The sequence below is a fragment of the Paenibacillus sp. FSL R7-0048 genome, from assembly GCF_038004505.1.
GTDB classification, from domain to species: domain Bacteria; phylum Bacillota; class Bacilli; order Paenibacillales; family Paenibacillaceae; genus Paenibacillus_AQ; species Paenibacillus_AQ odorifer.
The window spans coordinates 6,089,179-6,102,223 of the sequence record NZ_JBBORF010000001.1 but is presented as its reverse complement, the minus strand read 5'-3'; the positions used below and the strand labels follow the sequence as shown (position 1 = coordinate 6,102,223).

The 13,045-nt window shown below is 45.7% G+C and carries 11 protein-coding genes; 8 read left to right on the top strand and 3 right to left on the bottom strand.

Annotation, left to right across the window (positions count from 1 at the left end):
• Positions 1-13: 13 nt before the first annotated feature.
• Positions 14-352 carry a DUF6385 domain-containing protein gene (locus NSQ91_RS27025; RefSeq protein WP_076281945.1) on the bottom strand — a complete coding sequence of 113 codons (339 nt, stop codon included), beginning with the start codon at positions 350-352 and terminating at the stop codon, positions 14-16.
• A gap of 383 nt (positions 353-735) precedes the next feature.
• On the opposite strand from NSQ91_RS27025, the gene NSQ91_RS27020 reads away from it, so the two are divergent.
• From NSQ91_RS27020 to NSQ91_RS27005, 4 genes are all read left to right on the top strand, one after another.
• Positions 736-1,272, top strand: a complete 537-nt coding sequence (locus NSQ91_RS27020; protein WP_076128012.1) for a hypothetical protein — start codon at positions 736-738, stop codon at positions 1,270-1,272.
• Positions 1,273-1,290: 18 nt separating this feature from the next.
• Positions 1,291-1,872 (top strand): hypothetical protein, encoded by a 582-nt coding sequence (locus NSQ91_RS27015; RefSeq protein ID WP_036685335.1) that lies wholly within the window; start codon positions 1,291-1,293, stop codon positions 1,870-1,872.
• Positions 1,873-2,027: 155 nt separating this feature from the next.
• Complete coding sequence (locus tag NSQ91_RS27010; RefSeq protein ID WP_036685332.1) at positions 2,028-2,696, top strand: alpha/beta hydrolase; 669 nt, start codon at positions 2,028-2,030, stop codon at positions 2,694-2,696.
• Between the two features lie 243 nt (positions 2,697-2,939).
• Positions 2,940-5,957, top strand: a complete 3,018-nt coding sequence (locus NSQ91_RS27005; RefSeq protein WP_340011278.1) for a carbohydrate binding domain-containing protein — start codon at positions 2,940-2,942, stop codon at positions 5,955-5,957.
• Positions 5,958-6,467: 510 nt separating this feature from the next.
• On the opposite strand, the gene NSQ91_RS27000 is transcribed toward NSQ91_RS27005, so the two are convergent.
• Positions 6,468-7,496, bottom strand: a complete 1,029-nt coding sequence (locus NSQ91_RS27000) for a LacI family DNA-binding transcriptional regulator (protein WP_076304913.1) — start codon at positions 7,494-7,496, stop codon at positions 6,468-6,470.
• 122 nt (positions 7,497-7,618) lie between these two features.
• On the opposite strand from NSQ91_RS27000, the gene NSQ91_RS26995 reads away from it, so the two are divergent.
• Positions 7,619-9,319 carry a glycoside hydrolase family 13 protein gene (locus tag NSQ91_RS26995; RefSeq protein WP_076128007.1) on the top strand — a complete coding sequence of 567 codons (1,701 nt, stop codon included), beginning with the start codon at positions 7,619-7,621 and terminating at the stop codon, positions 9,317-9,319.
• A gap of 38 nt (positions 9,320-9,357) precedes the next feature.
• On the opposite strand, the gene NSQ91_RS26990 is transcribed toward NSQ91_RS26995, so the two are convergent.
• Positions 9,358-10,458 (bottom strand): M23 family metallopeptidase, encoded by a 1,101-nt coding sequence (locus NSQ91_RS26990; protein WP_076099379.1) that lies wholly within the window; start codon positions 10,456-10,458, stop codon positions 9,358-9,360.
• Positions 10,459-10,712: 254 nt separating this feature from the next.
• Between NSQ91_RS26990 and lipA the strand changes: the two genes are divergently transcribed.
• The 3 genes from lipA (at position 10,713) to NSQ91_RS26975 (ending at position 12,989) form a co-directional block, all read left to right on the top strand.
• Positions 10,713-11,618 carry a lipoyl synthase gene (gene lipA / locus NSQ91_RS26985; protein ID WP_036685320.1) on the top strand — a complete coding sequence of 302 codons (906 nt, stop codon included), beginning with the start codon at positions 10,713-10,715 and terminating at the stop codon, positions 11,616-11,618.
• A 269-nt stretch (positions 11,619-11,887) separates the two neighbouring features.
• Positions 11,888-12,556, top strand: a complete 669-nt coding sequence (locus NSQ91_RS26980) for a YutD family protein (protein ID WP_445670811.1) — start codon at positions 11,888-11,890, stop codon at positions 12,554-12,556.
• 127 nt (positions 12,557-12,683) lie between these two features.
• Positions 12,684-12,989: a hypothetical protein gene (locus NSQ91_RS26975; RefSeq protein WP_340920653.1), complete on the top strand. Its 306-nt coding sequence runs from the start codon at positions 12,684-12,686 to the stop codon at positions 12,987-12,989.
• Positions 12,990-13,045 lie beyond the last annotated feature (56 nt).

Here is a 13,045-nt window from a genome sequence, read left to right as displayed (position 1 = left end):
TCTTATAAAATTGTTAACTCATACCTATAGACTGGGCTTGGACGTATACATCAATTTTGCCTAAACCCGTTGACTGTTGCGTGGAGGCGGATATCCGAGTCCACTTTAAAAATCTGCTTGGCACTAGCACCTTCATTTCTTTTGCAGCCACGATCTCTTCTGAATCTATAAAAGAATCAAAACTGTTCGGACTAATCTCCAAGCGGACGCTAACAGGGTGGTCTCCTTGGTTCATAACTGCGTAAGAGATCATCGTTTTAGTTCCGCTTTTTTGCCAAGGCAGAGGTGAAATGGAGCTGAACACGGGGAATCCGATAAATTGATGCTCAGAAAATAAAGGACTGATCGTCACCTTACGGCGGTTTCTTCGACCCTTTGGAGGTGGAAATGATTGCGGATTTCTAGAACAATTCCCCTGTTTTTTTGAGTGTTTTATTTTGCTGCGCTTTTTTAGTTCCAGACCGTTATGGATTTCATTCACCTCCTACGGGTTTTCTGGAACCCTGTCCATAAAAGGACCCTAACCGTCGTTTGAGCCCTGAGCATCAATAAACCGCAGTTCAATAAGCCGCGAACCGTTAGGGACAATCCTTAGCCATTCGAATGGTGATAATAATATATGGTGAAAAATAAGAGGTGATTGGGCTGTGAAAGCAAAAATACGCACATTCCCAAACAACCTGTTACTTAGAGCGGCATAAAATAAGATAAGCTCAAGTACGGGGAGGATAGCGCATGCCAAACGATTCAGTCTTTAATCAGAGTAGCCAGCCACTCTTTACAGAACAAGTCAACACGTATGTTGCACCTGGTATAGATTCAGCTCCGGAGGGAGGAGCGGCTAAGGCGGGGCTATTGTTTGGAATCCCTTTTACTTCTACGGTAACGACTGCTGCACCGTTAGTTGTTCAGATTAGTAATCCGGCAGGCAGCGGACGTACATTGTATGTATCCCGTGTTGCAGCTAGCTCGGCAACAGCTGCTGTTACTTTATCTCTGCTTCGGAACGCTACGGTCACCGGGACTACCGTTACACCGATAAATTTTAATTTTGGAAGTGCGTTAACCAGTGTGATGACGGCCAGAACCTCGACTGCTGCCCCTACGGGAGGTCCGGCCACTCTAGTATCTTTATTACTGGCAGCGGGGCCCGTCATTGTTGATTTTACTGGACAAATCGTTGTTCCTCCCGGAAATTCTATAACCACGTCCATCACGATTGCATCGGGAACTTCAGCAGCGACAACATCTATTAGTTGGTGGGAATATTAGAAATGGGAGGGGATAATCATGCCTAATCAATATGTGTTTAACGACAATGATCAACCTCTTTTTGTGGATATGGTCAATACCTTCCAATCTCCGGATATCAGCGCGCCACCTGAAATAAGTGCTTCGAAGGCTGCGGTCTTGTATTCTACCAACACATCCGCGTCTAGTTTGGTCGTACTTAGTCTTATTTCTGCAATTACTTCTATTCGGATTAGTAATGCTGCTGGTAGCGGGAAAACCGTATATATCTCTCGTATTAGCGGCAGTATCGGCGGATCTTCTCTGCTATCGGCTATGTCTGGAAGCTTTACAATTGTAAAAGGAGGGACGTTAACCTCTCCTGCAACCTTGACACCAACCAATAATAATCTCGGAAGCGCGGCTACAAGTGCGATGACCGTTCAATCTTCAACAGCGGCAATTAGCGGGGGGACGACGCTTTACAATTATCAATTAGCTCCAGGCGCTTTCTCACAGAACTTTACGGGCAGCATCATCGTTCCGCCGGGGACTGCTATTTGTGCTAACGTAACTTCATCTAGCTCGGCTGTAGGCTTAACGATTACTTCTGCACTTGGTCTTCTTTGGTGGGAGCAATAGAGTTTATATTTTTTTTTGAACCTATAACGGTGGTAAACCTTGACATCATTTGGTTAAGGTTTTACATAGAAGGTTGGAATGAATAGAAAATAAAGGGGATTGGCATTATACAATAAAGTTGGAATTCAGTATGGAATGTGAAAAGAGGGACAATTATGGAAAGTTGTTTATTTATTCATGGCTTTACCGGAGGTGAGCATGAAATCTCTCCCTTGTCCCAGTTTATGGAGCAGCATAATTATCGTTCCAGAACATTTACCCTGAAGGGGCACGGGGGCAGCAGGAATGATCTACTGCATTCGGATCGACATGACTGGCAGCAAAGTGCTGAGGATGAATTAACAGAGCTGTTAAAGACAAATGACGGCGTTCATCTGATCGGTTTTTCAACCGGTGCTCTTATTGCTTCACATCTTTCCGTGCGCTATAAACCTTGGATTAAATCTCTCACTTTGTTGTCTACCCCTGTGTTTCCGCTGAATCCTGTAGAAATTATTAAGACCCTTGGGAGCTTTTCCATGCTAAAAACTTATATTAGTAAATTCAGTTCAACGCCTCCAAAAGCAACTCGAGAGTTCCAGCGATTGGTTCGTGAGAGCTTTTCTGTCTATCCGCATATTGAGACTCCAACCCTGATCGTGCAAGGAAAAAGAGATCATCTAGTGAAGACTAGAAGCGCCGATTACCTACGACATCATATGATCAAGGCGACCCAAAAACAGGTGCTGATGGTCGACAACAGTGGTCATATGGTGTGCCATTGTGAAGAGAAGGACCGAATTATGAATGAGGTCTTGCAGTTTATTCAGACGGCGGGACGCTGAACTCAAACAGTAAATATTCAACCCCAAGAGCTTCCTAAATAGGAGCTCTTTTTTTGTTGTGCATTTCAATTTTAAGGCTTGACAATGCGTCTTGTGTCATGGTAATTTTTAGTAGGGAAACCGGTTTCCCTAAAATTCGTTTGTTTCTATGCCAAAAACATCGCTGGAAAGGTCGTTTTTAATCCAAGAAGTAGGTTTTAGTGTGTTATGAATACGCTTTAATAAGAGAGGGAGATGCGCGCGATGAAACGTAAGTTATGGTACGTGCCCGTTCTGATTACATCTATTCTTCTTTCTACTGTGATTAATTTATTCGTCTTAGCGCCACAACAGGCAGATGCGGCTAGCATCGGTACGATTAACGAGAATGATACCATTTATCAGATTATGGTTGACCGGTTTAATGACGGGGACTCTTCCAACAATGCTACGGGAGCGGCAATTCGCTATGGCGAGAACTCTGAAGAAGATTTCCGTTATATGAAAGGCGGAGATTGGCAAGGAGTGATCGACAAGCTATCTTATATTAAAAATATGGGCTACACCGCGATCTGGATTTCCCCAGTGGCGGAGCCGCAAATGACGAATCGGGAGAACAATGGCAGTGGTAAAAACACGGCGTATCACGGGTACAACGTTAAGGACCCTAACGCAGCCAATCCCTACTTTGGTACAAAGGAGAAGCTGAAGGAGTTAGTGGATTCCGCACATGCGGTTGGCATCAAGGTGGTTATAGACGTTGTGCCAAACCATATCGGGGATTATATGCTGGGTACCCAAGCCTACTATGATATCCCTAGTCTGCAGCCAGCAGCTCCTTTCAATAACCCGGCTTGGTATCACCATAACGGAGATATCAACTGGTCTTTGGCAGACGGAAGATATGATCAATGGGCACAGGATTACTTAGAAAATCATGATCTAGGCGGACTGGATGACATTGACTTCGATGTCCCTGCTGCTAAAAAGGCCATATTTGATTCGATTAAAGGCTGGTTTGACTATACAGGGGCAGATGGTGCGCGTGTAGACGCAGCCAAGCTGATGAAGCCGACTGATATTGGTGAATTGCAAAATTATCTGGGGGTTAATACCTTTGGCGAGAATTTTGACGGTAATGCTGAATTTGTCTCGCGCTGGGTCGGCAACAACAAGGAGTGGGGCATGCTTGATTTCCCAATGTTCTTCTCCGTTCTAAATAGCTTCGCATATGGGCAGTCTTTTGACTCCAATATTAAAAGCACCTTGGCACAGGATTCCTACTATAACGGAAATGCAAATCACATGGTTACCTTTATCGACAATCATGACCGCAATCGTTTTCTCACAGAAGCTGGAGGAAGCGTAGATAAGCTGCAGAACGCTTTGAGTTTTATTTTTACAGTGCGTGGAACACCCGTTGTCTTCCAAGGTACGGAACAGAACAAAGGCAATGGTAATGGGCAGATTATGACGGGAGGCATCGCCGATACCTGGAACCGCTGGTCAATGGTGAAACGGGATGCAAACGGCAATGTAATAGAGAATTATTTTAATGAGAATGCCAGCACCTACAAGCACGTAGCCAAACTTAATGAGATTCGGAAAAATAATCCGGCACTCCGTACAGGCACTCAACGTGAAATGTGGTCTGCACAGAACTTATATGCTTTTTCACGTCGTATTGACACTGGAACTAATCTGGGGCAGGAAGTTATCTCCGTATTCAGTAATAAATCCAGCGGCTCGCAGACCGTTACCATTCCACTGCGTGCAGAGAGCAGCTTGGCAGTCGGGACGGTTCTTTATAACCAGTTGAACACTTCGGATACGGTAACCGTACAATCGGGTGGAGCAACTGGCAAGCAGATCACTGTAACCGTGGGTGCAAATGCAGCCAAAATCTATGCCAAACAACAGCTTCCTACAGATACAGTTGCTCCAACTGTACCCACTAACGTGACCGCAACCGTTCAAAATGCATCCAGTGCTTTAGTAAGCTGGACCGCTTCCACCGACAATGTAGGTGTGACCGGATATGAAATTTATCGCAACGGCGTAAAAGTGGGTACATCCGCAACTACTTCATATACAGATAACGGATTATCTGCCAGTACTACGTATGACTATACGGTAAAAGCAATGGATGCAGCAGGCAATCTATCCCTCCTTAGCGCGATTGCTTCAGTGACAACACCAGCGGGGAACAGTGTCACTATTTACTATAAGCAGGGCTATGCCTCGCCTTATATTCATTATCGCCCTGCAGGCGGAACTTGGACGACATCACCGGGTGTGGCGATACCTGTCTCTGATGTAGCAGGCTACAACAAAATAACGATTAATATCGGCTCAGCCAGCCAGCTTGAAGCTTGCTTTAACAATGGCAGCGGCACTTGGGACAGTAATGGGGGCAGCAACTATTTATTTAGTACCGGCACCTGGACCTATACACCAACTGGCAATATTCAATCGGGTGGACCCGTGACGCCGACACCAACGGTAACGCCGACACCGACACCGACGGTAACACCAACGCCAACTCCGACGGTAACGCCGACACCGACACCAACCGTAACGCCAACACCGACGCCAACGGTAACGCCGACACCAACTCCGACGGTAACGCCGACACCGACACCAACCGTAACGCCAACACCAACACCAACGGCAACACCTGTCGGCAGCACGGCAACGATCTATTATAAGAATGCGGCTTATAGCAGCTCTTATATCCATTATAAGCTCGATGGTTCAACGGTCTGGACGACGTCTCCAGGCGAGCAGCTTCAAGCTTCTGCTTTTACAGGATATAAGGCGGTTACGATTCAGTTGGACACGGCAGCTGGGCTGACCGCAGCCTTTAATAATGGCAGTGGCACATGGGATAACAATGGAGGCAATAACTATCATTTTGCTGCGGGCACCTGGAGTATGGTGAATGGCAACATCACCGCAGGAGAGCCACAAGCAGATAGTGTTACATTCCGAGTAACTGTTCCTGCGTCTACTCCTGTGAGTGGTCCCGTTTATCTCTCCGGTTCCTTTAATAGCTGGAATGCGGCAGATCCGAACTACCAACTGACGAAGGGTAGTGACGGTATTTACTCCATCACACTAAGTCTACCGGCGGGAACAGCAATTCAATACAAAGTTACACGAGGCGCTTGGACTAATGTGGAGGTGAATTCGAATGGATCGGATCTTTCCAATCGAACCCTTACGCCATCAGGCGGTGCACAAACCGTAAATCTGACGGTTCAGCGCTGGAAGGATCTATAAGCTTCATAATATCTACAGCTTAAACACACCAAGGAGCGGCTCCCGTATGGGGCCGCTCCTTGGTAAGCAGTATGAAGCTTTTTAATTGCAGAAAGTACAATTAGACTTTCTGTTTGAAGCTGGAAGAAAGATTTAACTGCATTTTGTGCAGTAGAATTCAGGAAAAAGGCTGTTTTTTACCGATTTCACGAGTTTTGATTGCACAAAGTGCAATTAAATCGAATGTTACCCATCTTATAAGGATTTCTATTGCACAAAATGCAATTAAATCCGATGTAGCCATTTTAGCTACTCAAATTCGATCAAGCTAAAGCAGTTACAACAGATAATCAAGCCGAATCAGCACGCAGCGCAATAAAGTTCAGTCAGCTACACAAGCTCAATCAAGCTCAGTTAGTTACTCCAGATAATCAAGCCGAAACAGCACTCAGCGCAATAATGTTCAGTCAGCTATACAAGCTCAATCAAGCTAAATCAGCAGTCAGAGTAACCAAGCTTCCCGCCTCTTCACTACGTTCCCGCCGGGAACTGGGATCTCATAGTTGACTCACGAGGAATGAGTTCTGGCTCGAGAAGCAAATGCCTAGAGGGTATGTTGTTGTTACGAATGCGTTGCATCAGCAGCTCGCCTGAAGATACCCCCAGCTGGAAGGTGTCGATATTTAGCGAGGTTAGAGGAGGCGTAGTGTAACGGGACAGAGGATATTCATCAAATGCGGCAATGCCGAGCTGTGAGGGAACATGAATATCCAGTGATTTTGCAGCTTGAAGCACCCCGAAGGCAACATAGCTGTTCATGCATACTACGGAGTCTGGTCGATCTTCGCTCTGTAGAAGCTCAAGTGCAGCATGATAGCTCTCATGTTCATCAGCCTTACAATTGATAATCCATTGCTGCTGATCGGTAAGATCTGCTTGCTGCAATGCTTGCAAATATCCACTCAGACGATGGGTATAAATCTTTTCCTGCTGCTGCCCGCCTATGAAGGCTATTTTGGAGTACCCCTGCTTTATTAAATGTGAGGTCAGCATGCTGCCGCCTGCTTCATTATCGAAATCAACCCAGCTTCCGGGAGTCATAATTTCGCCGATGGAGATGTAGGGAAACTCCAAGCGGTTCAGTTCTTCGCAAAGCTCTTCCGTGAGTACGGAGTTATTCGCTATGATTCCGTCGACACGTTTGCTGAATACAAGTCTATTTAGAAAATGTCCTTCCGGACTACTATGCTGTACATTGGAAATAGTCAGCTCGTATTTTAAAGGCGCAATTACACTTTCTATTCCACCGATGATGTTGTAGAAAAACTGGTTTAGAAATTCACTTTCCTTGGACATATCGACCAGGAGACCAATATTACAGCTGCTTTGTCTGGCTAATCCGGTAGCGATACTACTTGGTGTATAGTTCATCTGCTTCATAATTTCGCGAACTTTGTGTTTCGTTTCCTGTGATATTTTGGGGGAATCGTTTAATACTTTGGATACGGTAGATTTAGCCACATTGGCTGCTTTGGCAATATCAGAAATGGTTACTTTCATTGTCTTCCCCTCATAATCCGGAACGGTATTTGTAACCATAATAACACAAATTTAGCAGTCTCTCTAATTACAAAGAGTCTTATAGATTTAACGATAAAAGCATAAAAAGGAGTTTAGAAGTTATGCCTCATACATGGTTTTTATATCATACAAGTGAAGATCCGTTTGCCTATCCTATGGGTACGGGCATCTTGAAGCTCAGACTGTTCACGCAAGCTGGACAGCAATTATCCTGTACCGTCATCTACTCAGACCGTTATGATTCTCCGGGGCATGAAGTTCCTTTGCAGATGGAGCGGATTGGGTCGGCAGGTGTTTATGAGATACATGAAGCGGTCATTGAGACCCCTACTAAAAAATGCAGATATCTATTCCATGTAACTAATCCTGCTGGTGAATATGTCTGGTATGGAGAGAGAGGGGCGTCGGAGAACCGGGAACGTGCGGGTTCTTTTCAATATGCATATCTCCATCATTCTGAGGCGTTGAAGTTACCTTCATGGAGCATGGATGCAGTAACCTATCAAATCTATCCCAGCAGTTATAACGAAGGAACCTTACAAGGCATCTCTGACAAAATGCCCTACCTGCAACAGTTAGGAGTAAACGTTGTTTATATGACGCCTGTATTTGAGTCTCCTTCAGAACATAAATATAATACCTCCGATTACTATAAGGTTGATCCAGTATTTGGGGATACGGAAGGATTGAAGGCACTGGTCAGCCAGGCGCACAGACATGGAATCAAAGTGATTTTAGATGCTGTGTTTAATCATTCGGGAGATCGCTTTTTCGCGTTTAAGGATGTGTTGGCAAAAGGAGAGCAATCTCCGTATAAAGATTGGTTCTTCATTCATTCCTTTCCGGTTACGCAGACCCCTGTACCCAATTATGAAACGTTTGCCAAAGCTGAAGCGCATATGCCAAAGCTGAACATGGACAATCCGGATACGGCGAATTACATGATTGAGGTTGCGAAGTATTGGGTGCGCGAGACAGGGATTGACGGCTGGCGTCTGGATGTGGCCAATGAAGTTAATCCGCGTTTTTGGTCCCGGTTTCGGCAAGAACTCAAATCTGAATATCCTGAAATCCTGCTGATCGGTGAGATTATGCATGCTTCTGGGCCATGGCTTAGAGGGGATCAGTTCGATGGAGGAATGAATTATGTGCTTCGTGATGCAGTGTTAGAATTTTTTGCGGAACAATCGACGGGGCCAGTTCGCTTTATGGAGCAATTGCTCCATCAGGAGGCGTTGTATAATGACCAGGCGAATTCAGCTATGTTTCAGTTGCTTGGCAGCCATGATACCCTGCGGTTTCTTACAGCGTGTAAAGAAGGTGGGCGTGGTTGGGACCGCTTGGGTACCGCTGTTGAACGTATGATGCTGGCTGTTTTTTTCCAGATGACCTATATCGGCATTCCAATGATCTATTACGGGGATGAGGTTGGGATGGAAGGGGCGACGGACCCCCACTGTAGAAAAGCTATGATATGGCAAGAACAAGCTCAGAATGCAGTGCTGCATAAGTGGTATCAACAGTTGATTTCTCTGAGAAAAAGTCATGAGGTTCTGCGCAAAGGCTCCTTCCGTCCTTGGTTTACTGATGAAGTTCGTAATGTGCTTGGTTACATACGAGGTGTGGAGCACGAAAAGATAGGGCTGATTATCAATAATTCTCCAAACCCTTACCAACTAGAGCTTAGCCCATATCGAGCTGATAAGAACGAATTAACTGATTTATTGTCTGGAGTAATTTTTAAAAATAATAATAAGCTTACGGTCAGCATTGAACCATTCGGCTGTTTGATGTTGTATTAAAAAAGAAAAGGCCCCTCTCTAAGGAAAGGGACCTTATTCTAATTTACGGCACTTTTTTTGCTTCTTTTGTTCTTTAAGTCTCTATATTCCTGATTCTCCCATTGTTTCAGCAACGGAAACGGATCAAAAGCCCATTCGGTAATTCCGCGATCGCGGTAAATGCCAAAATGTAGATGCGGAGGAAATTTCCCTTGAGTTCCGGGATTGCCGTAACCCGAGCTGCCTACCCAGCCAATAATTTCACCGGGGGTGACTATATCTCCGCGAGAAATGGTTTTGTTATATCCAGATAGATGAGCGTAATAATGGTAACGGTTCTCAATATCGCGAATCCCGATTCTCCAGCCGCCGTACCGGTTCCAGCCTTTTGTCTCCACTAAGCCAAAGCAGGTGCTTCGGACTGGCACTCCTTGAGGTGCAAATAAATCTGTTCCTTCATGGATACGTGCTCCACCCCAGCTTCTTCCAGTGCCCCAAGTGCTACGATAAGAATAAAGGTTACTTAAGGGAAGCGGGAAGGCATTGCCGGATAGGTCCAGCCGTCCAAAATGTTCATATAACTTCGCGAACTGGGTAATGCGCTGCGAGGCGCGGCCATTGTGATAATACTCCCAGACCCCGATACTGAAATCACTAGCGGATTGTCCATACTTCAATAAGTGTCTAGCCATACTATACAGAACGTCCGCATCATTCTCTGGATCAGCAATGCCGTCTCCTGAGCCATCACTGCCAAAACCATCAAAGAAGCTAATGGAGTTCGGGGAAGTATCCCCTTGATCCGGATTGAGTGGACCAGCCCATACCGGTGCCGGGATCTTTATGGCTGTAAGGCGCGTGGAGACAGGCTGCCCTGAGGCTCCCTTTTTGGCGAGCGTGCGTTCATATTGATCAATGGCTGCGAACCTAAACCACGGGATACCAGTAGCTGCGCTCATTTGCTCATAAATCTGTCTTCGGCCAGACCATTGCGCTTCTTTGCTAGCACTAGCGGGATCCCCGCTGCTCATCACCGGTTGGATTGTAGGCCGCGCTACAGCTGCTGAAACGGGAAGGTTTAAACCACCCCAGAGGATAGCGGCCGCGGACAGGCATAACAGGGTTCTCCGGTCTTTAATATTCTTAAATAGGGCCAGCAAGATAACAGCCTCCTTTTGTCCGGGCATTAAATTGAGTGTAGTCACTTCGGATGAAGCTTTTTTATAGATTGGTGCAAAATGCTACTTTTTATCCGTTCTTGTCTAAAGGTACCAGAAAAATCTCGCTGGAAACTCCAGATGATACACCCTGCATATTTCACAAAAACAGGCAATTGTAAATCGCACATGTTATAATATGAGGCAGCAACTTTCATCTGCAGCATCACATTCAGGAGGAAGCGGGGTTTATCATTTTGTCTAATAAAACAGCAAAGCAACCTAAACCGGATTGGATTAAGATTAAGCTAACTACCGGTGACAACTATCAGGAAATCAAAAGCATGATGCGTTCCAAAACTTTACATACCGTATGTGAAGAAGCTAGGTGTCCGAATATTTATGAATGCTGGGCAAACCGTACGGCTACCTTCATGATTTTAGGTGATATTTGTACACGCGCATGCCGTTTTTGTGCAGTGAATACAGGGATGCCTACAGAACTGGACCTGCAGGAGCCTGAACGTGTAGCTGAAGCTGCAGAGAAAATGAATCTTCGTCACTGTGTGGTGACTAGTGTGGCCCGCGATGATCTTGCGGATGGTGGCGCTCAGATTTTTGCTGAGACGGTAGCGGCGATTCGTAAACGCCTTCCGTTATGTAGTGTTGAAGTGCTTATTCCAGACTTTTTAGGAGACCGGAATAGTCTTGAGATTGTCATGAACAGTAATCCAGACATTCTTAATCATAATATTGAGACCGTGGAACGGATGTCAGATCGTGTACGGGCTAAAGCGAAGTACCCTCGTTCCTTGGAATTGCTGCGTAGAGCCAAGGAAATGAAACCCAATATTCCAACCAAATCGAGCATCATGCTTGGTGTCGGTGAAGAGTGGAATGAGATTTTACAAGCAATGGATGATTTGCGAGCCGTAAATTGTGATATATTGACTTTAGGACAATATTTGCAACCCACTCCAAAACACTTAAATGTGGAGAAATATTATCCACCGGAGGAATTTGCATTGTTGAAGGAAGAGGGAATGAAGCGTGGCTTCAGCCACGTGGAATCAGGCCCGCTAGTTCGCAGCTCTTATCATGCGCATGAGCAGGTGAAGTCTGCAGCTCAAGCTCGCGAGGAGCGTGCGGTTTCTTCTAGCTAATTATTGCTTTTCTGTGGTTTAATTCACGGGGAATGTTAGTAAGAGGAGGAAGAAGCGACAGCGTTCTGATATCTCTGCTCTTAGGTTACCCATAAAAATCGTTGATTTGCGTCATCGGAGGGGAATATTGGTGCTGTAGGAGCGGTTCTAGAACAGCGACCGAAAGCCCAATATTCCACATAGATGGCGGTATAATCAACGCTACGATACCCAAAGAAAGGCAGGCGACAAAAGGTTTGATCGTAATAGGCGGAAAAGGCTATGAACTTATGTTGGATCATAAGGATGGTTGGAATCCGGAGGCGTTTCGCGGGAGATATAGCGAGGTGCTGGAAAGATACGACTATATTATCGGTGACTGGGGTTACAGTCAGTTGCGTTTGAAAGGTTTTTACCGGGACAACCATCCTAAGGTGAATCGGGATACAGCGATTTCGGGTATGGTTGATTATATTAATGAATACTGCAATTTTGGCTGCGCTTATTTTGTGCTGCATAAATTGAAAGAGGTACCACAGGAAGGCATGTTCAAGGATATTTTAATCAAAGAAATACCAGAGCCGAGTGATGAAGAGGCCTTGGAGCAAGAAGGGGAAGCTAGTGATGAAGCGGCTGCAGATAAAGATTTCTCTGTTAAAGAAACATCCTCTAAGCAAGGCTCGAATCACTCATTGGCATTTAAAGAGATGACTTCTTCTAAGGACAATATGGCGAAGGATAGACCTGTGAGAGAACATCAGAGCCGAAATCACCGGGGCAAGGATTCACAGGGCAAGAAATTCAAAAAGGATTTCCAAGGCAGACCGCCACAAGGTCAGTCTCAGAAGCCCCAAAACACACCAAAACCTCAAAGCGCTCAAAACAACCAAAACAACCAAAACAACCAAAACAACCAAAACAACCAGAACAACCAAAACATAGAAAATTCACAACCTTAATGATGAAAGCTGAACCATAAGTAGAGTCCTTCTACGAATGAGCCAGCTTTTTTTCTTATAAAAAATAGCAGAGCAGCGTTTCTCCCGTTACTTGGAGATCGCTGCTCTGCTGTTGCTGTGCCGCTCGGTGTTGCTCAGTGCTGCTCTGTGCTGTGGGCTGGGTGTTGCTGTGCTGTTCAGTGTTGCTGTGTTGCTCGGTGTTGCTGTGCCGCTCGGTGTTGCTGTGTGGCTCAGTGTTGCGGTGTTGCTCAGTGTTGCTGTGTGGCTCGGTGTTGCTGTGCTGCTCGGTGTTGCTGTGCCGCTCGGTGTTGCTGTGCCGCTCGGTGTTGCTGTGCCGCTCGGTGTTGCTGTGCTGCTGTGTGTTGCTCTGCTGCTCTTTGCTGTTAGTCGTTGGCTGCTTGACCCAGCAGTTTCATCATCCCCTAAGGCTTAAGGACCCAGATGCCGTTATTTGCGAATTTTCAGCCTTTTGAGCGGGGGTTCGGACTC

Coding starts and splice junctions, on each gene's coding strand:
- NSQ91_RS27020 (WP_076128012.1), top strand. CDS start 736: ATGCCAAACGATTCAGTCTTTAATCAGAGTAGCCAGCCACTCTTTACA.
- NSQ91_RS27015 (WP_036685335.1), top strand. CDS start 1,291: ATGCCTAATCAATATGTGTTTAACGACAATGATCAACCTCTTTTTGTG.
- NSQ91_RS27010 (WP_036685332.1), top strand. CDS start 2,028: ATGGAAAGTTGTTTATTTATTCATGGCTTTACCGGAGGTGAGCATGAA.
- NSQ91_RS27005 (WP_340011278.1), top strand. CDS start 2,940: ATGAAACGTAAGTTATGGTACGTGCCCGTTCTGATTACATCTATTCTT.
- NSQ91_RS27000 (WP_076304913.1), bottom strand. CDS start 7,496: ATGAAAGTAACCATTTCTGATATTGCCAAAGCAGCCAATGTGGCTAAA.
- NSQ91_RS26995 (WP_076128007.1), top strand. CDS start 7,619: ATGCCTCATACATGGTTTTTATATCATACAAGTGAAGATCCGTTTGCC.
- NSQ91_RS26980 (WP_445670811.1), top strand. CDS start 11,888: ATGTTGGATCATAAGGATGGTTGGAATCCGGAGGCGTTTCGCGGGAGA.